The organism is Enterobacter sp. CC120223-11, from assembly GCF_900215375.1.
Taxonomy (GTDB): domain Bacteria; phylum Pseudomonadota; class Gammaproteobacteria; order Enterobacterales; family Enterobacteriaceae; genus Scandinavium.
Window position 1 is genome coordinate 115,340 of record NZ_OBEF01000005.1, and the last position, 24,746, is coordinate 140,085.

Sequence of the window (24,746 nt, forward strand, 5' to 3'; positions counted from 1 at the left end):
TTTCCTCTTAGTTCGGTAATTCTTTGCTGACCGGAGCCTGTTCAAACGCCTGCTGATTGCGGCGCGCGCCCTGGGCGATATCGGCCATGATTTTTTTCAGCATTGGGGTATTCAGCGTGTAGTAGCGTTTGGCAATGACGGCGCTTAGCAGATAGCAGGCCGCCGGTACCAGGGTAAACAGGGCGATGATGATGCTGATGGTGTCGCTGTTCTGGGTTTTCGCCGCAGCATCGTAGCCGCCTGCGGCCAGCATCCAGCCGATCATTGCACCGCCCAGCGCCAGGCCGAGTTTCAGCACGAACAGCGTGCCCGCGAAGCTGATGCCCGTCAGGCGTTTGCCGTTGCACCACTCGCCGTAGTCGACGGTGTCGGACATCATCACCCACTGGATGGGCGTCACCAGCTGGTGCAGCACGCCAATCACGAAAATGAAGCCAAACATCATGACGCTTGCCTGCATGGGTACGAAGAACATTGCCACGCTCAGCACCGTCAGCGCGGCGTTGGTCCACCAGAAGACGCTGACTTTGCATTTCCAGTCGGTGAGCGGTTTCGCCAGCGCCGAGCCAATCAGGTTGCCGACGCAGTAGGTGCAGAGGAAGGCGGTGAACAGCCCGGCGGAGCCCATAATCCAGGTGGCGTAATACATCATCGCGCCGCCGCGCACGCAGACGGCGAGGATGTTGAGGATGGTCAGCAGGCCGACGATGCGCCACTGGTCGTTTTGCCAGATGTCTCGCAGGTCTTCGCGAGCGGAGGTGGTGCTCGGCGGCACCTGAATGCGCTCTTTGGTGGTGAAGAAGCAGAACGCCAGCATCAGGAACGCCACCACCGACAGAACTGCAATCCCACCCTGGAAGCCGACTGCTTTATCATCGCCGCCAATCAGGTTCACCAGCGGCATCATCAGCACCGTGGAGAGCATGCCGCCTGCCGTGGCCAGCACGAAGCGCCAGGATTGCAGGGAGATGCGCTGCGTCGGGTCGTCGGTGATGACGCCGCCGAGTGCGCAATAAGGAATGTTCACGACGGTGTAGAGCAGCGTGAGAAGGGTGTAGGTGACCGCCGCGTAAATCAGTTTGCCGTTGTGCGAGAGGTCCGGCGAGCTGTAGGCCAGCACGCAGACGATACCGAACGGAATGGCACCGAACAAAATCCACGGACGGAACTTGCCCCAGCGGCTGCGGGTGCGGTCGGCAAGCAGGCCCATGCACGGGTCGGAGATGGCATCCAGCGCGCGGGCGAGCAGGAACATGGTGCCGACGAAGCCTGCGGGAATACCAAAGATATCGGTATAGAAAAACATCATGTACAACATGACGTTATCAAAAATGATATGGCTGGCGGCGTCTCCCATGCCGTAGCCAATCTTCTCCTTCACGGACAACACTTCACGCGTCATTTCTCAGTCCTTCACAGCGTCATCGAACATCGGTAACCGGTTCCATGTTTGTAATTCATTGGTTGCAACGATGGAATTCCGATATCTCGTTAGCGGATTACGATTCTTGTTTTCTGTGATCGAGGTTGCGAAGAAGAATGTGTGAAAATGTAACTTGCGGATTTTGTGGGGGTTTATGTCACGGGTGATGCTTTGGTACACAGATAGACGAAATATTTACATCAAAGAGTGTGGTAACTGCCTGAAAGTAGCTATAATGCGCGCGCCTCCATGTAGCAATCGAGGCGCGGAAGGTCGTCGTCTCCGGTGAGGCGGCTGGACTTCAAATCCAGATGGGACCGCCAGCGGCCCCGGGCAGGTTCGACTCCTGTGATCTTCCGCCAATTAGCCTCTACCGAACTCCGCTGTCTCAAGTAAATCCCCTAAAATACCCGCCATTAAAGCTGATTATGTTCTCCCAAGGCCTACTGTCTCTACCAGCATCAAGTGCATTCTGGGGGCAGGATTTATAGTCTTATTTTGAGATGCCCCCAATGAAGCTAACAGTCAGACAAAGTGGTAGCGACTCCAATTAGTAGAACATGTATTTCTCAATATAACTGCCAATAACTTTTTCATGGACTTCCACAGCTCGGGAAAAGCAGATTGTTTTACGTGCCAGACGCTTAATGCGAGTGCGCAGTGTCAGGTTATTACGCTCAATGCGCTGCGTAAAAATCTTGCCCGTCAGATGCTTATCTTTCGGGACCTCTCTGGCATAACTGCCCCAGTCGTCGCTGGTTACCATCCCGACAGTGAAAGGGGTCAACATTGACAGGAGTTCACGGCAGGTTTCATCGGTGCGGGGACCAAAGGTGTAGGCCAGCACACCACCGTTTTTGGTGTTATATGCGTACCAGAACCAGTGTTGACGGGCTTTACTGCCGACAAATCTCCATTGCTAATCAAGTTCGCAAATGAGCGCTACATCAGCATGAGCAACCGGAGATGTGGTTACCCGTCGTGGCGAGAGTTTTTTAAAGTACGAATTACGGTGTTGATACCGATTTTCAGCGTCCGGGCGATATCACAAACCCAGGCCCCGTTAAAAGCCATTTCGATTATCAGCTCTTTCACACCGGGCTTACGTGCTTCGTACGCGCAAGTGAGCTGAAAGACCCGATGGCAGTCACGGCAGCTAAAGCTGTCATGCCCTTTAGGGTTTTGCCCATGGCGGTAAACCTGAGCAGAGTTGCAACGGGTGCAATGAACATTAACGCTGGCCATGAAAAAACCTCAAACTTGAGAATTACACATCAAATTCAACAAATTATAGGCATCACCGTCAATTTATAGGTTCACGTTTCAGGTGCAGGAAAACGCTTCGTAACGGCATTGAATGGCGGGAACATCCGGTGTTCCCGCCCCTGCGTATTACACCGCGGTTGGATAGTCCGTATAGCCTTTAGCATCGCCCCCGTAAAACGTCGCGCTGTCGGCCTCAGCAAGCGGGGTTCCTCTGCGCATGCGCGCCACTAAATCTGGGTTGGCAATGAATGGGCGGCCGAATGCCACCATGTCAGCGGTACCCTGCTGCAGTCTCTGTTCTGCACTGTTCGCATCATAACCCCCGCAGACGATCAGGGTGTTACGAAAACGCGTACGCAGGGCATTGCGGAAAGCGTCATTAAGCGGCTGCCCGCCGGCATGCCCCCACTCCGCCACATGCAGCCAGGCCAGATTGCGTTGCTGGAAGGCCTCTGCCAGATACAGAGTCATCGCTTCTCCAGGCTCCTGCTGCATCCCGTTGATCGTGCACCACGGGGACAGGCGGACGCCAATAAAGTCCTCTCCCACTTCCTCTTTCAGGGCATCCAGCGTCTCGAGTAAAAAACGCGCCCGGTTCTCCAGTGAGCCGCCGTACCGATCGCTACGTTGATTCACATCCTGCGCTAAAAACTGATCGAACAAATAGCCATTCGCCGCATGTACCTCGACAAAATCAAAGCCAGCCTGACGGGCATTCCTGGCCGCCTCAACAAACTGAGCCTGAACGGCCTTGATATCGGCCAGCGTCATCGCCACCGGCGTATCCGCTGGCGCCATGAGTCCCTGTCCATGGTCATCCACAATAAAGACGCTGGCCTGCGCCTGAACGGCGGAGGGAGCCAGGGGTAATGCACCTTCAGGCTGAAGCGAACGATGCGATAATCGCCCGACGTGCCATAGCTGCGCGGCAATTCGTCCCCCCGCACGATGCACCGCATCGGTGACCGTTTTCCAGCCCTCAATCTGCGCCGGGGAATAAATACCCGGCGTAAATGCATAGCCTTTTCCTGATGGGGACACCTGTGTCCCTTCCGTGATGATCAATCCCGCGCTGGCTCGCTGAGCATAATAGGTTGCGTTCAGGGGGCCCGGAACGTCACCCGGTTGAAGCGAGCGTGACCGGGTCATGGGGGCCATTACGACGCGATTATTCAGACCGCTATTCCCAACGGCCACGGGTGTTAAAAGTGAGGCTGACATACATTGTCCTTAACTGAACTGACATGACACATAACTGGCGTCGCCTTGCTGTTAGCGAAACAGGAAGGTTTCGAGCTCTTTGATGACGCCAGGGGCATTTTCCTCGACCATCCAGTGGCCGGTTTCAGGCAAAATGACACCTTTAAACTGTTGCTTATCGGTGACGAAACGGCTGCGCATTTCGTTTACCAGCACATCGTTTACTCCCTTCTGTCCGGTCAGCGCCATGGATGGGATCGAGATTTTTTTGCCTGCAGCCAGTAAGGATTCATTTTGTTTGATAGAGTCAGCATGGGATTTGTAATATCCGAATGCCGCTTTTAATTTTTCGCGCGTTGAATACGGCTCGATTAATTCACTCAGGAGTTCAGGCGTGAACAATGCTTTTTTACCGGCATAAGTCTTAATAAAGTAGGAGAAGAACAGGGCTGGATCCTGTGCAATCTGTTTCTCCGCAATATCACCGAAACTGAAATATCCGAAGTGCCATCCCAGACCCGGGCCACCCGGGGTGTAGCCAGGATAGGCAAACATGGCGTTATCAGGGATTGGCGAATCCATAAAGACCACTTTTTTAATGTAGTCTTGATTTTCAGCCACCAGGGGGTATGACGCAGAGTTACCGAGGTCGTGGCTGACAAAGTAGACCGGCTTTGTGCCCGCAACCTGTTTCATTGCTTTTAGCAGAATATCAGAGACATTTTTGGCGGAATAATCACCATCAGGAATGGCCGCGGATTGGCCTAATCCCGGTAAATCAATCGCAATCACTTTATGATTTGCTTTGAATTTTTCCATGACCGGTTCCCACATTTTCCAGGTAGAACCAAAACCATGAAGGAAAACAATCGGAGTGCCCGTCTCTCCGCCTTCAACATAGTGTAAGCGCACGCCGTTCACCTCAATAAACTTGCTTGTGAGCCCTTGAGCATTGGCATACTGGCCGCGCTGCTCGCTTTTCACCGCGTTAAACTGTTGCTGGGATTCTGCTGCCGGGGTATCGATGGACTGTAACGCCGGATCGTATTCCGCCACGGCCACACCGGATGCGGATAACAGCAGGGATGACAGCAGGGCAACTTTAAATTTCATCATTTCAGTTCCTTTATTCAGACAAGACCGCTACGCGAAATCGCGCAGGTCAGATACATCGTTCCACAATGCAAAAGACACCGTGACGTGAAACCAGGTGATTACCGCTTTCCTGCTGAATTCCCCGACATTCGGGCAGATCAGCTGCACTTTCAACGGTAAATTCACAAGATTTTCACTCACCATATGATTTCTGTACTGAATGGTATAAAATTAACTGAAGCAGAGTCAACATAATTTTGTATCGCTCGATACATAAACAAAGAGAGAGACTGTATGAATACATCTGTCAGACGCGGCAGACCGAGAGATTTTGACCGTGACGCGGTACTTGAAAAAGCGATGGAAACCTTCTGGCAACGGGGTTATGAGGCTGCCAGCCTCACGGATTTAAAGGCTGCGATGGGGATCAACTCCCCGAGTCTCTACGCCGCCTTCGGCAATAAAGAAAAATTATTTGCAGAGGCTGTCGCTTTTTATCTGAACAAATACGGTACTTATCGTGAGCGTGCGCTCACAGCAGCTCCCACTGCCCGCGAAGGTATTACCGCTTTGTTCGAGCAGACCCTGAACCAGTTTTTCAACAGCCCGTCGCATAACGGCTGCCTGGTGGTGCTGGCCGCATTGAGTGGTTCTCAGGACAGTCTGCCTGTGCAAGAAATCCTGAATCAGGAGAGACGACGCACGGCGATGCTTTTTGCGCATCGCCTGCAGCGGGGACAACAAGAAGGGGATATCGCTCAGATAGCGAATGTGCAGATCCTGGCTGAATATTTTACGACGGTATTGTTCGGACTCACGATCCAGGTCCGGGACGGGGTGACTCATGACACCCTTCAGCAAGTGGTGAGTCTGGCGATGCAACCACTAAATGGTATCGCCGTCATATAAGTCGGCTTATCAGGAGGCCTGACAAATGAGGCCGGAAAGAGTATTGCGCATCCGTACATTTCGTCAGGCACTGGTGCTGCCACAGGGAGTGGCGTCTGGGGTTCACGTCGCCTTGGTTTAAACAGCATCCGGGAGATCCCGCCTGAAGATTAACGGCCTGAGGTGCTTTTCCCTTTTTCGCGCGTACGAAAGCCTCCGGATCAGGGTTGTTGCAGGGGTTGCACCCGATGTGCCAGCCGTCAGGCCTCTTCCTGATCCCGGTATTCTCTCGCCTTCTGTATCATTTCAGCCGTTGGCTCCTGCAGTTTATCCAGAAACTCCCTAGATCGTTTAGCCACCGACTGGAAGGCGACACTGTCCGTGCTGCCGGTATTTCGATTGGTGTAAACCAGACGGGCAAGAGGTCTGGTCAGTTCCTTCTCTTCCATAAAGCGTTTGAAGCTCCAGAGATATATATCAACCAGCTCCAGCCCTGCACTCTGCGTACCCGACTCGAAGACCAACGGTTCAGCCGGCATGTTCGACACATCCATGACCGGTAAACCGGGTCCGTTTTCCCACGGCATCTCACGTATCTGGCAATAGAACTCCCACAGCCCCCGTTGAGTGGTGTTGAACTGCGACTGCTGGTCCACAACGATGTCAGCTTTGCGGTTTGGTGCTCCCAGGCGGGAACAGATGTCACGCAACACGAATTGAAATCAATAACTGACCATTTTTTATTTCTTTAGTGGGCAGACACCTAAATCAATAACTCAAATTTACCTTTTCCGAAATCTCGGCAACATCAAACTGAGCTTTTAACAGTGTAATACTCATCAGGGAAGTCGTACTCAGGGTGAACTGACACCATTCAACAGTGAGTTGAATGGTGTCAAACATTCTATATCAGGCCATTTAGTAATCGAAACTCCCCAGATGTTCATTCTGAAATGATAGCCCACAAAATAAGGCACACTCTTCGCAGTAATTGGTGATTTACGGCAGATTGATACACGAGGTGGGGTCTAATATTGAAAGAATGCCACTGTAAAAGTTATGGAAAACTACATTGTCCTACTGGCAGGCAGCCAAACAACCCCACCGAAAGCAAAACTCCCGGTGAGGTGACAAACTTAACAAGCCTCGCCAAACCCTTCAGCAAAGGCCGTCTTCAGCTCCGTCATAAAGGCCTGTTCGTCTTGTCCATCGCAGGTCAGATCAATAGTCGAATTGCCCTTCACGCCTGCGCCTAAAATACTCATCATCCCTTTGATATGAATCTCTTTGCCGTTGTTTATCAGCGTCAGAGAGGATTCGTATTTTTTGACGATTTTCGCCAGCGTCGCTGCGGGCCTGGCGTGCAGGCCGGTGCTGTTCACCACCCGAACGGATTGCTTGATCATGGCTCCTCCTTAAGACGCCTGGCGAAACGCCGGATGGGCTTTGTTCATCATCAGAATTTTGGCATAAACGTCCTCTTCCACCGCGTGTTTGGCGCTCGCCATCACCCGCGCGAGGTTCGCTTCGTTGTTGTTACGCACCCACGCCTGGCCGACGGCGGTAATAAACGCCTTGCGCAGGTCGCTGGCGATATTCACTTTCACCACGTTGTAGTTGACGAAGCTGCGCAGGATATCCGCGTCGATGCCGGAACCGCCGTGGATCACCAGCGGCACCGGGGAAAGCTCCGCAATCTGCCTGAGCAGCGGGATGTCGATGCGCGGAATGTCTTCCAGACCGTGCACGTTGCCGACGGAAACGGCAAGAATGTCGCAGCCCGTTTCTTCCACAAAGCGCCGTACCTTCTCAGGCTCGGTTTTGCAATCGGCTTCGCTGACGTGATCGTCTTCCTTGCCGAGGATCGCCCCCAGCTCCGCTTCCACCGGCACGCCGAAGGATTTGCAGAAATCGACCGCTTCGCGGGTGAAGGCAATATTCTCTTCAAACGGCAGCTCTGCGCCGTCGATCATTACCGAGGTGAATCCAGCGCGTACTGCCTGTTTCACGTCATCCAGGGTTTTGCCGTGGTCGAGGTGCAGGCTGACTGGCACATCCATTTTGTCGGCGTGGCGCTTCACGATTTCATAGATATAGTCGTAGCCCGAAAGCTGCGCGTTGGTCGGCGCTATCTGAATAAAATTCGGCAATCCTGAGCGCTCAATGGCGTTCAGAATAGAGATTGTTGTTTCCAGATTGGTGGTGTTAAACGCCCCGGCAAGGACGCGTTTTTCCTGAATCCGGTCGAGCAGGATCCTACCGTTGACTAATGGCATGTGAACTCCTCATCTCTTCTTTTAAAAGCGATTATGTGTTGGCGATTATTCGCAGGTCGTAATGCCTTCCTGCTGCAATTTAAAGTGGTAAAACGCCTGCCACTGTTTTTGATATTTCTGTAATTGCCTCGCCCGGTTTGGGTCAGGCAAATAGCGTCCGGCTATCTCTATTTTGGGCAGCGGTAATTCGGGGCTGGCCATAATTAACGCGCCAACGGAAACCGCTTCATCAAACGCTATCGCTTCCACCGGGCATTGCAGGGTGTCTGCTTTGAGCTGAAGCCAGAACGGGTTATTAACCGCCGGGCCAATCACCTTCAGCGTCTGCCCGGCGGGCAGGCTGAAGCAGGCCGAGCAGTTGGCGTACTCCATCGCCAGCCCCAGAAATACGCTTTCGAGCAGCGTTTCCGTACTCAGCTCATCGCCAAGCCCATACAGCAGCCCGCGCGTGCTGCGGTTTTTATTTGGTGAGCCAGAGCCGCGCAGGTGTGGAATAAACACGGGTACGGCATCCGGCGACCAGTTTTCTTGCTGATAGCGCTGCCAGATATTTTCCAGCGCAGCGTCCGTTTCTTCCCTGGTGAGGCGAAACGTTTTTTGCAGCCACTCCAGCGCGTAGCCGCCGATGGGCAGAGAGGCGAACAGCGTGTACAGCTCGCCGTCGGAATAACAGCCGTTCGCCAGCTTGTCACTCTGCGCCTGTTCACTCAGCGTCGGCGTGCGGTTTAGCAGCAATATGCCTTCGGTCGTGCCCGTGGAGTTGAGCACTTCCCCCGGCTGCATCTGCAACGCTCTGGCCCCAACCATATGGTCGTGTCCGGCAAGCGTCACGCTGACCTGACCTTTCAGCCCCAGTTCAGCGCGCATCTCAGCCGTGACTGCGCCAACAAGGTTTCCAGGCGAAAGCAGTGGGGCAAGAGTGCTAAACGGAATGCCCAGAATCTCCGCCGCCCGACGCGACCACTGGCGACGGCTGACGTCCAGGCACTGCGTCCGGCTGGCGAGAGACATCTCCGTGCGCTTGCGCCCCGTCATCCGCCAGGCCAACACTTCGGGGGCGTGCAGCCAGCAGATATCCGTTCTTTCGCGCAGACCGTAGTTGTCCAGCAGCCAGCGCATTTTGAACGCCGAGTAGTTGCTGTGCGACGGCAGGCCGGTGATCGCGTACAGCTCGCGCTGGTCTGCCTGAGAAAGCGCGCTGAGAAACGCTTCACCACGGCGATCGTACCAGGCCAGCATCGGCGTCAAAATCGTGCCTGATTCATCAACAAACACGCCAGATTCACCGAAGCTGGCGATACTGATTCGGCTCACCGGCAGCGGGGATGCCGCCGCCAGTTCAGCCATTACGCGACGTAACGTCTGCCACAGTGCTTCGATATCGAAATCGACATCTCCTTGCTCAGAAACCTGCTTCGGTGTCGCAAACTTGCGCCCGGCCAGAAGTGACGCATCGTGGCAGGCATAGCAGCTCACTTTGCAGTTCGTGGTTCCCATATCGATGACGATCGCCGCGCTGAACTCAGGCATACACCGTTCCTTTTGTCAGTCTGAACACGCCGTACAGCACCAGCGCCACTACCGGAATAAGGCCAATGGCGATGACGTTGCCGTTAAAGATTTCCAGCAGCCAGAAGCGGAACGGGTTACCGCCGTCGAGGAAGCTGGAGACCTGACCGCTGGAGCCTTCGGCAAACTTGAAGTTCACGTCCTTCGCCATGCCGGTAATAAACGGCGCGATTTTGGTGGCGATCCACAGGTCAGCCACAATCACCGGAATGGCGGTGATCACTGCCCGGAAGATGTTGCCGCGACAGGCGAGGACAATCATCGAGGCCATTACCGCCAGGTTAGCAAGGTCGCCGAGTGGCAGCACTTTGTTGCCCGGCAGCATAAAGGCGATAAACACGGAGATAGGCGTCAGCAGCAGCGCCGTGGAGATAATCGCCGGATTACCTACGGCGACGGCGATATCCAGACCGATGAAGAGATCGTCACGCCCCGGATATTTGGCGTTCAGGTACTTTTTGATCGCTTCCGACAGCGGCAGCAGCCCTTCCATCAGGATGCGCACCATTCGCGGCAGGATAAACATCACGCCACCAATGCTGATGCCAAGCAGCAGGATATGTTTGAAATCGTAGCCCGCAATCACCCCCAGCAGCACGCCCAGAATGGTGCCGACCATCATCGGTTCGCCGAAAATGCCGAGCTTTTTCTGCACGCTTTCCGGGTCGATATGAATGCGGTTGAGGCCAGGGATTTTGTCGATAATTTTGTCGAACAACAGGCCAATCGGGAAGAAGACCACCGAGGAGAGCGTCGGCAGAGAAATCCCTTCCAGGCCAAAGTATTTGCTGACCAGCGGCGCGGACCAGTCCGCCAGCTTCAGGACCACGATAGCAGCCACGGCAGCAGCGAGCAGACCAAGCACGAAGCTGCCTGTGCTGTAGTAAACCAGGGTTCCGGCCAGCGCAAAGTGCCAGTAGTTCCACATATCGACGTCGACGGTGCGCGTTTTATTCATCGCCAGCATCGCCACGTTAATCAGGATGGTCAGCGGTATCACGAACGGCGCAATCGGCGAGCCCCAGGTAATGGCCGACAGCGGCGGCCAGCCGAGATCCACCACCGGCAGGTTGATGCCGGTGCGTTCCACCATCGCCTGTGCTGCCGGGCCGACGTTGCTGGTCAGAATGTCGAAAATGGCGTAGATGCCAACAAAACCAATCCCCACGGTCAGGGACGAGCGTAGTGCTTTGGCAGGTTTAACTTTAAAAAACAGAGCCAGGATAAACAGCACCAGCGGCAATAAGACCGTCGGGCCGAAGCCCAGAATATATTGCACGACGGTGTACAGAGTATGTGCTAAATCGTTCATGTCAGACCTCGTGTTCAGGCATAGCCAGACCTCGCGTGAGCGCCTGGATATCTTAGCTGTAGGGTTTATTTATATTTTTGTTATTGGCCCTTGAGAATAGCGACTATTTTCTCAAGCACTTTTTCTTCACCAACGCCGGTTATAATCGGCAGGCCATTTACCACCGGAATATCAAGTTCATAGGGCACCCTGGTGGTGGAAACAACCAGGGTTGCGCCATCGGTATTATTCGGCAGCGAAGCGACATTAGTTTGCGAATAATTCACCTGCAAACCCTGTTCTTTGCAATATTCCATCACTTTTTCTGTCACCGCCGTTGAGGTGGCAATCCCTGTGGCGCAGACAAATAAGATAGTTTGACTCATAACTCACCCCTTTCAGCCATTCTGGCCAGAATTGATTGATATATCTCCTCATCTTCCATGGTAAGAAGCTGTTGCATAAAGTCAGCGTCCTGGATGAGATCCATAATCCACCCCAGCACGTTGAGCTGTTTGTTGCTTTCGCCCAGCGCCAGCATAAATATCACCCTGACCGGCACGGGCTCCGGTTCACCGCCCATGTCCTCAAACATCACCGGCTCAGACAAAATGCCGACGCTTATCGCATTGCGATGGACGTACTTGTGGTCGGTGTGTGGAATCGCCACGCCAATCGGCTCCACCGCCAGCCCCGTCGGGAAGGTGGCTTCGCGGGCAATAACATGTTGAGCAAACGCCTCAACCACCATGCCGTCGGCAATAAGCGGTGCCGCCAACAGCGGGATCAGTCCTTCCGGAGTCAGCCCCTGTGGCAGATGCTGGACAAAATGACGACGAAAATAAATATCCTGCATACTATCCTCGTTGTATTAACTGGCATCCCGACGCTGCAATATCGTGCCGAGATAATATTTATTCCCTTTCAGCCAGACATTACCAAATTCAACTGGCAGGCCCCGACTGAAAAAAACCAACTGCTCCAGATGCAAAACGGGCGCATCTTCACCGATATCCAGATAATGTCCGCGGTCATTACCAATTAAACGGGCAGCATAGCGGCTTTCGGAATAGCGAATTTTATTTCCCGACAGTCGCTCAATCGTCGGGAAAAGATTTTGTTGCGTAAAATCGACCTCGGTTATACCCGGACAAAGTTCGATGTTAATACGGTTCTCAATCAGCATGACTTTCTCATCGCCGATACAGCGTAAGCGCTCGAGAAATAAAATGTCCTGCCCGGGCTTAATATTCAGCTTTTCCGCAACGTAACGGTTAGCGGGTTCAATCCTTGAAGTGATCACGCTGGTGGTAAAGTGAATCTTCTGGCTTTCCAGCGCTTCCGCAAAGGAGAGCAATCCCTCCCCGAGCGGGTAGGCAATGTTCTCTTTCTTAACAAACGTGCCTTTGCCCTGAACCTGTACCAGTACACCTTCCCGGACCAGCTGATTGACCGCCTTTTTCACCGTCCCACGGCTGACTTCCAGCATATCCATTATCTGGAACTCGGAGGGGATGCGGTCATCCTCTACCAGCTCGCCGCTGTAAATACTTTCCCTGATCCACTCCACGACCTGCTGATAGAGAGGGATTTGCGAACTCTTACTTAATGTTTTCATGGCGCGCACCTGAACATTCAGAGTTGTCTATAGACAATCATGTACAACCTTGAGCATATCTTAGGCAATTACCCGGGAAAGGGGATCGAGGGGAGTCACACTTTAAGGGACCAAAATCGGATCATATTTGTGTGACATTCGTCACATTAACGTACTGATTTTGGCCTGCCTGCGAAGGATTGAGGGAACAGAGCAACGAGAGTTTATTTTTTCCGGGCTGTGTGTCGCTCTTTACTGTATTCACCGCAGGAGCGCCCACATGAAAAAATTACTCGTCTTACTGTTACCGCTGCTGACTGGCTGCGCCTCGCTGGTTGGCAACAGCACGGAACAGGTCACCGTTGAGAGCACGCCTTCCAGCGCGTATTTCACCATTACCGATAACCACGGGCAGATTGTGGCGACGGGCACCACGCCGCAGACGGTCACGCTGAAAAAGTCGGACGGCAGCTACTTTGGCAAAATTGAGTACAGCCTGGCGGTAAAAGCAGAGGGGTATCATTCAACTCTTGAGCCACTCGGGATGCGCTTCAGCCACTGGTACACCTTCGGCAATATCATTTACTTTGGCGTGCCGGGCTGGCTGGTTGTCGATCCGTTCTCAGGCGGGATGTACACGTTTAAGCAGGGTCGGGTCAGGGCGTATCTGCGGCCTTGCCTGCCGGGGCCGTACAATTACATGTGTTCGTAAAAACAGAAAATCAGGCCAGCGGGATGCTGGCCCTGATTGACGCGAAAGCGTCATCCCATCGCCAGATTCGACGCGTTTCGACATTTATCGACACCCGCCAAAAGTGCAGTCGCTGGCTCCGGCATGTTCAACTGCGTGGCGCGGTAAAGCATGTCGTACACAGGGGCGATAAGCGTAAGGTAATGTTCCAGCACGCTCTGGCGATCGCGCAGCGGAATATCATCATTTAAAAGCCCTTCGCCTGAGAGCATGGCCTCGCCAAGCACGACAGTTTCGCCATCTTCCTGCTCAAACGTGTACTGCACCGTCTGCGTGTGAAAGCCGCGCGCCAGGCGGATCTCAAGGGCGTAGTATTCAAACAACGTGAAACGCAGTGCGTTTTCGGACGCGGGTCCGACGGTCAGATGCAGGGGCGCCTTCGAGAGCGTCACGCCCTGCGTCAGCGTGTTGGAGTAGTGTTTCCATTGGGTATGCAGCTGATGGCGCTTGCTGGCAATGTAATCAGATTTCTTGCCAAGTTCGGTGATATTCAACGTCCGGTCCTTTCTGGTTTTAACAATTGACCTTGTTGAATTAGCAATATCCGCGCCAGAGTTGAAAAATTCGGGCCAGCATCCCGCTGGCCCTTGTCGCTACAGGTGACTCACTCATTCCCAGCCGGGCACGGCCCCGCCGTTAAAGATTTTTTCTGCCGCTTTCGCCACTTCCGGCGACTGGTACGACTGCATAAATTCCTTCACGTTCTCCGCGTCTTTGTTGTCTTCACGGGCGACGATGATGTTCACGTACGGCGAGTTTTTGTCTTCGATAAACACGCTGTCATGCACCGGCGACAGGCCCGTTTGCTGGATGTAGGTGGTGCTGATGATTGCCACGTCCACCTTCGGATCGTCGAGTACGCGCGGCAGCTGTGCGCCTTCCATTTCCATAATTTGCAGCTTGCGCGGGTTGTCGCTGATGTCGAGCGAGGTTGGCAGCAGCCCTTTGCCGGGCTTGAGGGTTACCAGCTTCTCTTTTTGCAGCAGCAGTAACGCACGGCCAAGGTTGGTCGGATCGTTTGGAATGGCGATGGTCGCCCCGTCTTTCAGTTCTGAAACGGTTTTAATCTTGCGCGAGTAGCCTGCCATCGGGAACACAAAAGTATTCCCGATCGCGACCAGGTGGAAGTTATGCGCTTTGTTGTCCTGTTCCAGGAACGGGCGATGCTGGAACACGTTGGCGTCCAGCTCCCCGGCGTTGGTGGCGTCGTTCGGCAGCAGCGAGCCGCTGAAACCGACCAGTTCGACGTCGAGGCCGTATTTCTCTTTGGCGACTTTCTTCGCGACTTCAGCGACGTCCTGCTCCGCGCCGTTAATCACGCCAACTTTGATGTGTTTTGCGCTGTCGCTTTTCTGATCGCAGCCCGCGAGCAGCAGGCCCGCCAGCAGCAGTGCGCCGAAATGAGGAAGGGAGAGTTTCACGCCGGAGTTCCTTGTTTAATAAAGTGTTCCTGAATGAAAAATGACTATAGCGACTTTGCCGCGAGGGGGATAAAAACGAAAAGGAATGAATAAGACGAAAACGCGATAACGGGTGAATAAGGTGAGGTACGTCCCCTCTCCCTAACCCTCTCCCGAAGGGAGAGGGAATTGCCTGGTGCAGTATGTAGGCCCGGCAAGCCATAGCGCCGCCGGGCTGAGCGTGGCGGAATTATTTCGCCAGCGTATTCGCAATCGCATTAAACATCAGCGATGCTTCCAGCGGCTGAGCGCTGAAGGACGGCTCCGCTTTCGGCCACGCGGACCACTGCACGATCACCAGTTTTTGCGCCGGATTGACGACAATCACCTGGCCGAAAATGCCGAGCGCCCACATGGTGTCCTTGCTTGCCAGGCCCTCTTTCGGGCTGACGTCTTTGGCGTTCACCGGCACGCTGTTGTTCCACCACTGGTAGCCGTACATGCCGTCCGGGTGCGCGGCGGAAACGGATTTCTCGGCGGTGTTCCAGGTTCTGGCATCTTTCACCCAGTTATCCGGCAGCATTTTGGTGCCATCCGGCAACACGCCGTTGTTCATGATAAACAGGCCGAATTTGCCCCAGTCTTCCAGGGTGGCGTTGAAGCCGTGCGCGCCCACGTCGTGCTTGCCGGGCTGATAGCTGTGCCACACGCCGTCATGCACCATGCCGTACGGTTGCCAGATTTTTTCCTGTAGGTTTTGCGCCAGCGATTTGCCGGTGGCTTTTTCCAGCGTATCGCCAAGCAGCCACGCGCCGCCGGAAGAATATGACCACGCCACGCCAGGTTTGGCGTAAGCGGTACGTTTCGGATCTTTTACCAGCGCATTCACGCAGTTATAGGTGTCTTTATTCGCTTCACATTGGGTGAGCTTCGCAAAGTCAGACTGCGGGTTGGTGTAGTCCTCATTCCAGGTTACGCCGGAGGTGTGCTGCATCAGCTGACGCACGGTCACGTGTTCCCACGCGGTGCCCTTCACGTCCGGGTTATATTTGACGATTTCATCGTCCAGCGAGGCAATTTTGCCCTCTTTCACCGCCACGCCCACCAGCGTGGAGACAACCGATTTACCGACCGAACGCGATGTCCAGAGAGTCGTCGGCGTGTTGCCGTGGCTGTAATACTGATACGCCACTTTGCCATCTTTGATAACCATCATCCCGGTTACGTCATTGCGTTTGATGTAATCCTGGAGGTCGTAGCGCTGGCCCTGATACTGATAAGTGGCGCTGCTGAGCGACCGCATCATCACCGGAATCGGCTGCGCATTACTGGCCTTAAACACGTCGCCCGGATAGGAGCGATAGTCGTTGCGAAAACCAATCACTCGCTGCTGCTGATCCCATGTCAGCATGTCTTTCACATCCGGTAATTTCGCATCCACCGGCGACGGGCAGGTGGTGAGCTGCGGCACGCCGCACTCGCTGGCTGCACTGGCCTGCAAAGAGAAGCCCAGGCAAAGGGCGAGGAGACAGAGTGAGGTGTTAATCTTGCGCATAGCCGTACCTTTCATCGTTTTGTTTTATGAGATGTCAGGCATCACTTTAGGCGGGACAGGCAGGCGAGTGTAGTCAGTCAGCGGGGGAAAAACCCCCGCTAGACCCATCAGAGCCCCAGCGCGCTAAGGCCGGGATGATCGTCCGGACGGCGGCCCTGTGGCCAGTGGAACAGGCGATCGTCTTCCTGAATAGAAATATCGTTGATACAGGCGTAGCGCTTACTCATCAGGCCGTTGTCGTCAAACGACCAGTTTTCATTGCCGTATGAGCGGAACCAGTTGCCGTCTTCGTCGTGCCATTCGTAGGCAAAACGCACAGCGATGTGGTTGTCAGTATAGGCCCACAGCTCTTTGATCAGGCGATACTCCAGCTCCTTGCGCCATTTTCTGTCGAGGAACTCGACAATGGCGTCGCGGCCATCAATAAACTCACTGCGGTTACGCCAGCTGCTGTCCGGCGTATAGGCCAGCGAGACTTTTTCCGGGTTGCGGCTGTTCCAGCCGTCTTCGGCGGCGCGAACCTTCTGGATGGCAGACTCAAGGGTAAACGGGGGAAGAGGCGGGCGTTGATCGGTCATGATGGATCTCCGGCGAATTCGGTCCACTCATCCTGGCACAACCGCAAAAAAACGAAACCGGGAAGATGAAACTTCCCGGCGGCGAGTTAGTGATGCGATTTCTTCAACGGCGACTCCCGCAGGAACCACGACAGCACGAACGCCAGCACCATAATGCAGGCGGCCATCAGGAAGGCGGCGTGAATGGCCGCGCCGAAGGCACCCAGATAATCGGCGCGAATGGCGTCCGGCAGCTGATGGACGGCCACCGGGTTCATGCCGCGCGGTATTTCTGCGCCCTCGGGCAGGAGCGTGGAAAGGTTCGACTGCAAAACGTGGGTGAAGACTGCGCCAAACAGCGCCACGCCGATGGAGCCGCCAATCGAGCGGAACAGCGTCACGCCGGAGGTCGCCACGCCATACAGATTCGGCGCGACGGAGTTCTGCACCGCCAACACCAGCACCTGCATAACCAGCCCAAGCCCCATGCCGAGCACGCCGGTGAACAGATACAGATGCCACGTCGGTGAGGTAATGGTGATGCGGGTCAGCAGCACCATGCCGCAGAAACCAAGCAGCGTGCCGAGGATCGGGAACAGGCGATATTTCCCCGTGTGGCTGATGATACGCCCGCTGATAATCGACGTGACCAGCAGGCCGCCCATCAGTGGGATCAGCTGTAGCCCGGCTTCGGTCGGCGTGGCGTCTTTCACCACCTGCAGATAGAGCGGCAGGAAGGTCACAGAGCCAAACAGCGACATGCCGATGATAAAACCAATCAGGCTGCACAGCAGAAAGCTGCGGTCGCGGAACAGCGAGAGCGGGATGATCGGCTCATAGGCAAGGCGCTCCTCATAGATAAACCCGGCGATGCCCACCAGGCCGAAGGCCAGAATGCACCACAGCTGCGGGTCGCTCCACTCACGCACCGTGCCGCCTTCGGTGGTAAACAGCGTGATGCACAGCAGTGCCATGCTGAGGTAAAGCGCGCCGAGCCAGTCAATCTGATGCGCACTGCGCTTGTTGGTGCTGTGGAACACGGCCCCGATGACCAACAGCGCAAACAGGCCGAGCGGCAGGTTGATGTAGAAGATCCAGCGCCAGGAGGTGTGCTGCACGATAAAACCGCCGATGAGCGGACCGATGACCGTCGCCAGGCCAAACACGCCGCCGAACAGCCCCTGATAGCGTCCGCGTTCGGCAGGCGGGATCACGTCCGCCACAGCCGCCATGCTGATCACCATCAAGCCGCCGCCGCCCAGGCCTTGCAGCGCACGCATCAGTACCAGCTGCGTCATGTTCTGCGCCAGCCCGCACAACGCGGAGCCCGCCAGGAACAGCACTATGGCGATTTGCAGCACCCGCTTGCGACCAAACAGATCGCCGAATTTGCCGTACAGCGGCACCACGATGGTGGAGGTCAGAATGTAGGCCGTAACCACCCAGGACAGCTTATCGAGGCCGCCGAGTTCGCCAACAATCGTCGGCAGCGCTGTCGAGACAATGGTCTGATCCAGCGCCGAAAGCAGCATCACCAGCAGCAGCGCGCTGAACAGCAGGCGAATGGACTTCACGCCGGTGGCCGGAACGTGCTCAGATTGAGTCATTGGTTGCGACTCCATAACGGGCTCACTTGAAATTAATTAAATACACAATTAATATTCATGTAAGTTATGAATTCGGTCAAGGGATCCTCCTCGAATGTCAGCACAGAAAGACAAAGAACAATCCGATAATCCACGCCGTCCCGGTCGCCCACGTGGCAAAAAAGCCGGGGCCGACAACCGGGAACAGCTGATGGACATTGCCCTGATGCTGTTTGCACGCCAGGGGATTGCGCGAGTTTCGCTGAACGCGATTGCAAAAGAAGCGGGCGTCACCCCGGCGATGCTGCACTACTATTTCACCTCCCGCGAAGCGCTGGTCGACAGGCTGCTTGAGGAGCGTTTTATGCCGCTGCGCAACCGCATCAGCCTGGTGTTCAGCGAACATCCTGGCGATCCGGTGACCTCGTTAACGCTGATGGTCAAAGTGCTGGCAGAACTCGCGGAGCAAAACGACTGGTTCGCGCCGCTGTGGATGCAGGAGATGATTGGCGAGATGCCGATTTTGCGTCAGCACATGCACGCGCGCTTTGGCGATGACAAATACCACAAAATGCTGAGCACCATTACCGGCTGGCAGGCAAGCGGAAAACTGAATCGCGACCTGTCGCCCGAACTGCTGATCACGACATTGATAAGCCTGGTGCTGGTGCCGTTCTCCCGGCTGCGCACCGATGAGCGAATGAAGTCCGTCTCCCCCGACACCATCGTGCGCCATGCACTGGCGATAATGGGCCAGGGGATCGGCGGTTAGAGCGATTTGGTCAGGTAGTGGCGCTGCATGCCCGGGTACGGGAAGTCCTGAATGCTGTTGTGCAGGGTGAAGCCGCATTTCTGGTAGAACGGCAGCGCCTGGAAGCTGGCGGTATCAACCAGCATATGGCGGCAGCCCCATTCGCGAATGCGCGCCTCGGCGGTGCGGATAAGCTCGCTGCCAAGCCCGGTGCCACGCGTTTTTTCGCTGACCCACAGAAAATCAATGCACAGCCAGTCGCCTTTGCGTTTGCCAATCAGCCCGCCGGTCATCACGCCGTTTTCGTCGCGGGCATAGACGCCGAGGCTGTACCAGTCGCTGATATCAATAAACTGACGATTAAAAGCGCGCAGTCCGTCTAATAATTCTTCCTGATCTTCAGCAGTAATATTTTCCGTCACCTCTATTTTCATCGCCCGTCTCCGCGTTAATTTCACAAAAAATCCTCATTCTCTTCATTATTTATTGGCTGAAATGACTTCTCAATAAGTAATTAAAAAAACACTTCCGAAAAGATTGTCTGCTCGTATAATGAGCCGAAATGAGAACGATCGTTCTCACTAATAAATGTACGGAGATTCGCCATGAGCAGCAAACTCGAAGCCCGGCAGAAAGCACGCCAGGACGAAATCATCACCGCCGCCCGACGCTGTTTTCGCTCCCACGGTTTTCACGCTGCCAGCATGTCGCAGATTGCCGCCGAGGCGAAGCTCAGCGTCGGGCAAATCTACCGTTATTTCAGTAACAAAGACGCGATTATCGAAGAGATGATCCGCCGAATTATCGACAACCGCATCGCCGAAATGTCGGGCAAAGCGCAGGTGGACGCCATCCCGCAGATCCTGGCCTGGCGCGTCACGCTGAGCGAAGACGACGACGCGCTGATGCTGGAGATGTCGGCAGAAGCCACGCGCAACCCGCAAGTGGCGGCGATGCTGGCCCAGGCCGATGCGCGCATGTTTGAGAACGCCTGCGCCAATGTGAAACGCGACTGCCCACACCTCAGTGATGAACGTATCCGCTGCTGCGTGGAAGTGGTCGCGGTGATGATGGAAGGCACCTTTTACCGCCGCTTAACGCCGCAAAAAGTGCCGCCGGAACAGCTGGAGAAACTCTATCGGGAAATTACCACGATGCTCTTTACCGCCAGGTAATTAATTCCACCAACTAATCAGGGAAATAAGTATTTCCCTTTTTACCATTTCCGCAAAAACGGAGATGCAGGTTCACTCGCCTTTTTTTCCTGTTACCTCATTAACGGGAAGGGCCTCGATCACCCTGGAAAAATGATGAAAAGATTAACAACGTCACTTGCGGCACTTTTTCTTCTGAGCGGCTGCGACAATTCGCCGGGCGGGATGCCGCCGCAAACCACGCCGGAAGTGGGCGTCGTCACATTAAAAAGCCAGCCCGTTTCCGTCGTCAGCGACCTGACCGGGCGCACTACCGCCGCGTTAAGTGCCGAAGTGCGTCCACAGGTCGGCGGCATTATTGAGAAACGGCTTTTTAATGAAGGCGATACGGTGAAGGCCGGGCAGGCGCTGTATCAGATTGACGCCTCGAGCTACCGTGCGGCGTACAACGAAGCCGCCGCCGCGCTGAAGCAGGCGCAGGCGCTGGTCACCGCCGATTGCCAGAAAGCGAAGCGTTACGCGCAGCTCGTGAAGGACAACGGCGTGTCGCGCCAGGACGCCGAAGATGCCCGCTCCACCTGCGAGCAGGACACAGCCAGCGTGGCATCGAAAAATGCCGCCCTCGACAGCGCCCGCATCAATCTCAACTGGACCACGGTTGCCGCACCGATTGCCGGGCGGATTGGCATTTCGTCGGTCACGCCCGGCGCGCTGGTGACGGCGCAGCAGGACACCGCCCTGGCGACCATTCGCGGGCTGGATGAAATGTATGTCGATCTCACCCGTTCGAGCGTCGATTTGCTGCGATTACGTAAACAATCGCTGGCAACGAACAGTGAAACGCTGAGCGTCACGCTGACCCTGGAAGACGGCAGCACCTATGCGGAAAAAGGGCATCTGGCGCTGACGGAAGTGGCGGTGGATGAATCTACGGGCTCGGTCACGCTCCGCGCCGTTTTTTCCAACCCGCATCAACAGCTGCTGCCGGGTATGTTTGTCCGCGCGCGAATTGATGAAGGCGTGATGAATGACGCGATCCTGGCGCCGCAGCAGGGCGTGACCCGCGATGTGAAGGGTAACGCCACGGCGCTGGTTGTGGGCACGGACCACAAAGTTGCCCAGCGCACGCTGGAAACGGGCGAAACCTACGGCGACAAATGGCTTGTGCTGAGCGGCCTGAAGGCGGGCGATGAGCTTATCGTCGAAGGCACCGACAAAGTGACCGTCGGCCAGGTGGTGAAGGCCGATGAAGTCAGCCTGAGTGGAGGGAAAGCCTGATGTTCTCCCGCTTCTTCGTGCGTCGCCCGGTGTTCGCCTGGGTGATTGCCATTCTGATCATGCTCGCCGGGGCGCTGGCCATCCGCACCCTGCCCGTCGCGCAGTACCCTGACGTTGCGCCGCCGTCGGTAAAAATTAACGCCACTTACACCGGAGCCTCCGCGCAGACCCTCGAAAACAGCGTGACGCAGGTGATAGAGCAGCAGCTCACCGGGCTGGATAACCTGCTCTATTTCACTTCGACCAGCAGCTCCGACGGCTCGGTCAGCATCACGGTCACCTTCGAACAGGGCACAGACCCGGACACCGCGCAGGTCCAGGTGCAGAACAAAGTGCAGCAGGCCGAGTCCCGCCTGCCGAGCGAAGTGCAGCAGGCAGGCGTGACGGTGGAGAAATCCCAGAGCAGCTTCCTGCTGATTGCCGCGGTGTATGACACCACCGACCGGGCCAACAGCTCGGACATCGCCGACTGGCTGGTGAGCAATGTGCAGGACCCGCTGGCGCGCGTTGAAGGCGTGGGCAGCTTACAGGTGTTCGGCGCGGAATACGCCATGCGCATCTGGCTGGACCCGGCGAAGCTCGCTTCCTATTCGCTGATGCCGTCCGACGTACAGAGCGCCATTGAGGCGCAAAACGTTCAGGTTTCTGCCGGGAAAATTGGCGCGTTACCTTCGCCTGCTACGCAACAGCTGACCGCCACCGTTCGGGCGCAGTCACGTCTGCAAACCGTCGATCAGTTCAAAAATATCATCATCAAAAGCCAGTCCAGCGGCGCCGTGGTTCGCATCGGCGACGTCGCGCGGGTGGAAATGGGCAGTGAAGATTACACCGCCACGGCGAAGCTGAACGGCCACCCGGCGGCGGGCGTGGCGGTGATGCTGGCTCCGGGGGCAAACGCACTCGATACCGCAACGCTTGTGAAGGACAAAATCGCCGAGTTTAAGCGCTCCATGCCGCAGGGCTATGACGTCGCCTTCCCGAAAGATAGCACCGACTTCATCAAGATTTCCGTTGAGGACGTGGTGCAGACGCTGTTCGAAGCCATCATTCTGGTGGTCTGCGTGATGTATCTGTTCCTGCAAAACCTGCGCGCCACGCTGATCCCGGCGCTGGCGGTGCCGGTTGTGCTGCTCGGCACCTTTGGCGTACTGGCGCTGTTCGGCTACTCGATCAACACCCTGACGCTGTTTGCGATGGTGCTGGCGATAGGCCTGCTGGTGGATGACGCGATCGTGGTGGTGGAGAACGTCGAGCGCATTATGCGCGACGAAGGGCTGCCCGCCCGCGAGGCCACTGAAAAATCAATGGGGGAAATCTCAGGCGCGCTGATTGCCATCGCGCTGGTGCTCTCCGCCGTGTTCCTGCCAATGGCGTTCTTCGGCGGCTCAACGGGCGTGATTTACCGCCAGTTCTCGGTGACCATCATCTCCGCAATGGCGCTTTCCGTGGTGGTAGCGCTGACGCTCACGCCCGCATTGTGCGGCTCGATTCTGAGCCACAAGCCGCCGCACAAGAAAGGCTTTTTCGGCGCGTTTAACCGTTTTTATGGCCGCACCGAACAGGGTTATCAGCATCGTGTTCTACGCGTGCTTCGCCGTTCCGGCAGCGTGATGGCGATATACGCCGTGCTTTGCGGCGCGATGGCCCTGGCTATGTGGAAACTGCCCGGCAGCTTCCTGCCGGTAGAGGACCAGGGCGAAATCATGGTTCAGTACACGCTGCCCGCCGGGGCGACGGCGGCGCGCACCACCGACGTGCGAAATCAGGTGATTAACTGGTTCCTCACCAAAGAGAAAGCCAACACCGACGTGATTTTCACCGTCGACGGCTTCAGCTTTAGCGGCAGCGGGCAGAACGCCGGGATGGCGTTTGTGTCGCTGAAAAACTGGTCCGAGCGTAAAGGGGATGAAAACAGCGCCCAGGCGATTGCCCTGCGGGCGACACAGCAGCTGGGCACCATCAGGGATGCCACCCTGTTTGCGATGATCCCGCCCGCCGTGGACGGCCTCGGGCAAAGCAACGGCTTCACCTTTGAGCTGCTGGCGAACGGCGCAACCGACCGCGACACGCTGCTGAAAATGCGCAATCAGCTTATCGGCGAAGCCAATCAGGACAGTGCCCTGCACGCCGTTCGCGCCAACGATTTACCGCAAATGCCGCAGTTACAAGTGGATATCGACAGCAACAAAGCCGTGTCCCTTGGCCTCGCGCTAAGCGACGTCACCAGCACGCTCTCCAGCGCCTGGGGCGGTACCTACGTGAATGACTTTATCGATCGCGGGCGCGTGAAAAAGGTCTACATCCAGGGCGACAGCGACTCACGCGCCGTGCCGTCCGATCTCAATAAATGGTTCGTGCGCGGCAGCGACAGCAGCATGACCCCGTTCTCCGCCTTTGCCACCACCCGCTGGGAATACGGCCCGGAAAGCCTCGTCCGCTACAACGGCTCCCCGGCGTATGAAATTCAGGGGGAGAACGCCAGCGGCTTCAGCTCCGGTACGGCGATGGCAAAAATGGAAGCGCTGGCGAACAAGCTGCCGTCCGGCACCACCTGGGCCTGGAGTGGCTTGTCGCTTCAGGAAAAACTCGCCAGCGGCCAGGCCATGGCGCTGTATGCGGTGTCGATCCTGGTGGTCTTCCTCTGCCTTGCGGCTCTCTATGAAAGCTGGTCTGTACCGTTCTCGGTCATTCTGGTCATCCCGCTTGGCCTGCTTGGTGCGGCGCTTGCCGCGTGGACGCGGGGCCTGAGTAATGACGTCTACTTCCAGGTGGCGCTGCTGACCACCATTGGCCTGTCTTCAAAGAACGCCATTCTGATTGTGGAGTTTGCCGAAGCGGCGCTGGATGACGGCTATTCCCTCAGCCGCGCGGCGCTGCGTGCCGCACAAACGCGTTTGCGCCCGATCATTATGACCTCACTGGCGTTTATCGCCGGGGTCACGCCGCTCGCCGTCGCAACCGGGGCCGGGGCCAACAGCCGCGTCGCCATCGGGACCGGCATTATCGGCGGCACGCTGACCGCCACGCTGCTGGCCATTTTCTTCGTGCCGCTGTTTTTCGTGCTGGTGAAACGCCTGTTCACCCGCCATCGTTCGAATCAGGAGTAAAT

22 protein-coding genes, 1 tRNA gene and 2 pseudogenes are annotated in these 24,746 nt (G+C 55.9%); 7 read left to right on the plus strand and 18 right to left on the minus strand.

The features are described 5' to 3' along the window. Positions 1–7: 7 nt before the first annotated feature. Positions 8–1,402 (minus strand): glycoside-pentoside-hexuronide family transporter, encoded by a 1,395-nt coding sequence (locus CRO87_RS07770; protein WP_097162364.1) that lies wholly within the window; start codon positions 1,400–1,402, stop codon positions 8–10. Positions 1,403–1,690: 288 nt separating this feature from the next. Here CRO87_RS07770 and CRO87_RS22700 point away from each other — a divergent pair. Beyond that, positions 1,691–1,785, plus strand: a tRNA-Sec gene (locus CRO87_RS22700). Positions 1,786–1,973: 188 nt separating this feature from the next. Here CRO87_RS22700 and CRO87_RS07775 read toward each other — a convergent pair. From CRO87_RS07775 to CRO87_RS07785, 3 genes and pseudogenes are all read right to left on the minus strand, one after another. Then, positions 1,974–2,668, minus strand: a pseudogene (locus CRO87_RS07775) (IS1 family transposase). A gap of 147 nt (positions 2,669–2,815) precedes the next feature. Next, complete coding sequence (locus tag CRO87_RS07780) at positions 2,816–3,910, minus strand: alkene reductase (RefSeq protein WP_097162365.1); 1,095 nt, start codon at positions 3,908–3,910, stop codon at positions 2,816–2,818. A 51-nt stretch (positions 3,911–3,961) separates the two neighbouring features. Then, positions 3,962–5,005 (minus strand): alpha/beta fold hydrolase, encoded by a 1,044-nt coding sequence (locus CRO87_RS07785; protein WP_097162366.1) that lies wholly within the window; start codon positions 5,003–5,005, stop codon positions 3,962–3,964. 273 nt (positions 5,006–5,278) lie between these two features. On the opposite strand from CRO87_RS07785, the gene CRO87_RS07790 reads away from it, so the two are divergent. Continuing rightward, complete coding sequence (locus CRO87_RS07790) at positions 5,279–5,893, plus strand: TetR/AcrR family transcriptional regulator (RefSeq protein WP_097162367.1); 615 nt, start codon at positions 5,279–5,281, stop codon at positions 5,891–5,893. 239 nt (positions 5,894–6,132) lie between these two features. Here the strand turns inward: CRO87_RS07790 and CRO87_RS07795 are convergent. From CRO87_RS07795 to CRO87_RS07830, 8 genes and pseudogenes are all read right to left on the minus strand, one after another. Beyond that, positions 6,133–6,594 (minus strand): annotated as a pseudogene (locus CRO87_RS07795) (hypothetical protein); the annotation flags it as partial. Positions 6,595–7,008: 414 nt separating this feature from the next. Continuing rightward, on the minus strand, positions 7,009–7,278 hold the full coding sequence (locus CRO87_RS07800) for an HPr family phosphocarrier protein (protein ID WP_097162368.1): 270 nt from the start codon (positions 7,276–7,278) through the stop codon (positions 7,009–7,011). Positions 7,279–7,287: 9 nt separating this feature from the next. Beyond that, positions 7,288–8,148 (minus strand): class II aldolase, encoded by an 861-nt coding sequence (locus tag CRO87_RS07805; protein ID WP_097162369.1) that lies wholly within the window; start codon positions 8,146–8,148, stop codon positions 7,288–7,290. 45 nt (positions 8,149–8,193) lie between these two features. Continuing rightward, positions 8,194–9,678 carry an L-fuculokinase gene (locus CRO87_RS07810; RefSeq protein ID WP_097162370.1) on the minus strand — a complete coding sequence of 495 codons (1,485 nt, stop codon included), beginning with the start codon at positions 9,676–9,678 and terminating at the stop codon, positions 8,194–8,196. Next, complete coding sequence (locus CRO87_RS07815) at positions 9,671–11,029, minus strand: PTS galactitol transporter subunit IIC (protein ID WP_097162371.1); 1,359 nt, start codon at positions 11,027–11,029, stop codon at positions 9,671–9,673. The genes CRO87_RS07810 and CRO87_RS07815 overlap by 8 nt, the downstream gene beginning before the upstream one ends. 80 nt (positions 11,030–11,109) lie before the next feature. After that, on the minus strand, positions 11,110–11,394 hold the full coding sequence (locus CRO87_RS07820; RefSeq protein ID WP_097162372.1) for a PTS sugar transporter subunit IIB: 285 nt from the start codon (positions 11,392–11,394) through the stop codon (positions 11,110–11,112). Beyond that, a complete protein-coding gene (locus tag CRO87_RS07825) occupies positions 11,391–11,864 on the minus strand; it encodes a PTS sugar transporter subunit IIA (protein WP_097162373.1) in 474 nt (157 codons plus the stop codon). The genes CRO87_RS07820 and CRO87_RS07825 overlap by 4 nt, the downstream gene beginning before the upstream one ends. A gap of 15 nt (positions 11,865–11,879) precedes the next feature. Next, positions 11,880–12,626: a GntR family transcriptional regulator gene (locus CRO87_RS07830; protein ID WP_097162374.1), complete on the minus strand. Its 747-nt coding sequence runs from the start codon at positions 12,624–12,626 to the stop codon at positions 11,880–11,882. A gap of 259 nt (positions 12,627–12,885) precedes the next feature. On the opposite strand from CRO87_RS07830, the gene CRO87_RS07835 reads away from it, so the two are divergent. Continuing rightward, positions 12,886–13,317, plus strand: coding sequence for a cadherin-like beta sandwich domain-containing protein (locus tag CRO87_RS07835; RefSeq protein WP_097162375.1), 432 nt, complete (start codon positions 12,886–12,888; stop codon positions 13,315–13,317). Positions 13,318–13,367: 50 nt separating this feature from the next. Here CRO87_RS07835 and CRO87_RS07840 read toward each other — a convergent pair whose 3' ends face one another. From CRO87_RS07840 to CRO87_RS07860, 5 genes are all read right to left on the minus strand, one after another. Next, on the minus strand, positions 13,368–13,850 hold the full coding sequence (locus CRO87_RS07840) for a transcriptional regulator (protein ID WP_176504280.1): 483 nt from the start codon (positions 13,848–13,850) through the stop codon (positions 13,368–13,370). Between the two features lie 114 nt (positions 13,851–13,964). Further along, positions 13,965–14,777 carry a lipoprotein NlpA gene (gene nlpA, locus CRO87_RS07845; protein ID WP_097162377.1) on the minus strand — a complete coding sequence of 271 codons (813 nt, stop codon included), beginning with the start codon at positions 14,775–14,777 and terminating at the stop codon, positions 13,965–13,967. Positions 14,778–15,006: 229 nt separating this feature from the next. After that, complete coding sequence (locus CRO87_RS07850; RefSeq protein WP_097162378.1) at positions 15,007–16,311, minus strand: serine hydrolase; 1,305 nt, start codon at positions 16,309–16,311, stop codon at positions 15,007–15,009. A gap of 107 nt (positions 16,312–16,418) precedes the next feature. Further along, positions 16,419–16,889 carry a nuclear transport factor 2 family protein gene (locus tag CRO87_RS07855; RefSeq protein ID WP_097162379.1) on the minus strand — a complete coding sequence of 157 codons (471 nt, stop codon included), beginning with the start codon at positions 16,887–16,889 and terminating at the stop codon, positions 16,419–16,421. Positions 16,890–16,975: 86 nt separating this feature from the next. Beyond that, on the minus strand, positions 16,976–18,490 hold the full coding sequence (locus tag CRO87_RS07860; RefSeq protein ID WP_176504281.1) for an MDR family MFS transporter: 1,515 nt from the start codon (positions 18,488–18,490) through the stop codon (positions 16,976–16,978). A 79-nt stretch (positions 18,491–18,569) separates the two neighbouring features. Here CRO87_RS07860 and CRO87_RS07865 point away from each other — a divergent pair, with 79 nt between their 5' ends. Further along, complete coding sequence (locus tag CRO87_RS07865; RefSeq protein ID WP_097162381.1) at positions 18,570–19,226, plus strand: TetR/AcrR family transcriptional regulator; 657 nt, start codon at positions 18,570–18,572, stop codon at positions 19,224–19,226. Here CRO87_RS07865 and CRO87_RS07870 read toward each other — a convergent pair. Next, on the minus strand, positions 19,223–19,639 hold the full coding sequence (locus CRO87_RS07870; protein WP_097162382.1) for a GNAT family N-acetyltransferase: 417 nt from the start codon (positions 19,637–19,639) through the stop codon (positions 19,223–19,225). The two genes, CRO87_RS07865 and CRO87_RS07870, sit on opposite strands and share 4 nt — an antisense overlap. Positions 19,640–19,810: 171 nt before the next feature. Here CRO87_RS07870 and CRO87_RS07875 point away from each other — a divergent pair, with 171 nt between their 5' ends. The 3 genes from CRO87_RS07875 (at position 19,811) to CRO87_RS07885 (ending at position 24,744) form a co-directional block, all read left to right on the plus strand. Then, on the plus strand, positions 19,811–20,380 hold the full coding sequence (locus CRO87_RS07875; protein WP_097162383.1) for a TetR/AcrR family transcriptional regulator: 570 nt from the start codon (positions 19,811–19,813) through the stop codon (positions 20,378–20,380). Positions 20,381–20,515: 135 nt separating this feature from the next. After that, on the plus strand, positions 20,516–21,637 hold the full coding sequence (locus CRO87_RS07880) for an efflux RND transporter periplasmic adaptor subunit (RefSeq protein ID WP_097162384.1): 1,122 nt from the start codon (positions 20,516–20,518) through the stop codon (positions 21,635–21,637). After that, positions 21,637–24,744 (plus strand): efflux RND transporter permease subunit, encoded by a 3,108-nt coding sequence (locus tag CRO87_RS07885; protein ID WP_097162385.1) that lies wholly within the window; start codon positions 21,637–21,639, stop codon positions 24,742–24,744. The genes CRO87_RS07880 and CRO87_RS07885 overlap by 1 nt, the downstream gene beginning before the upstream one ends. The last annotated feature ends 2 nt before the right edge of the window (positions 24,745–24,746 follow it).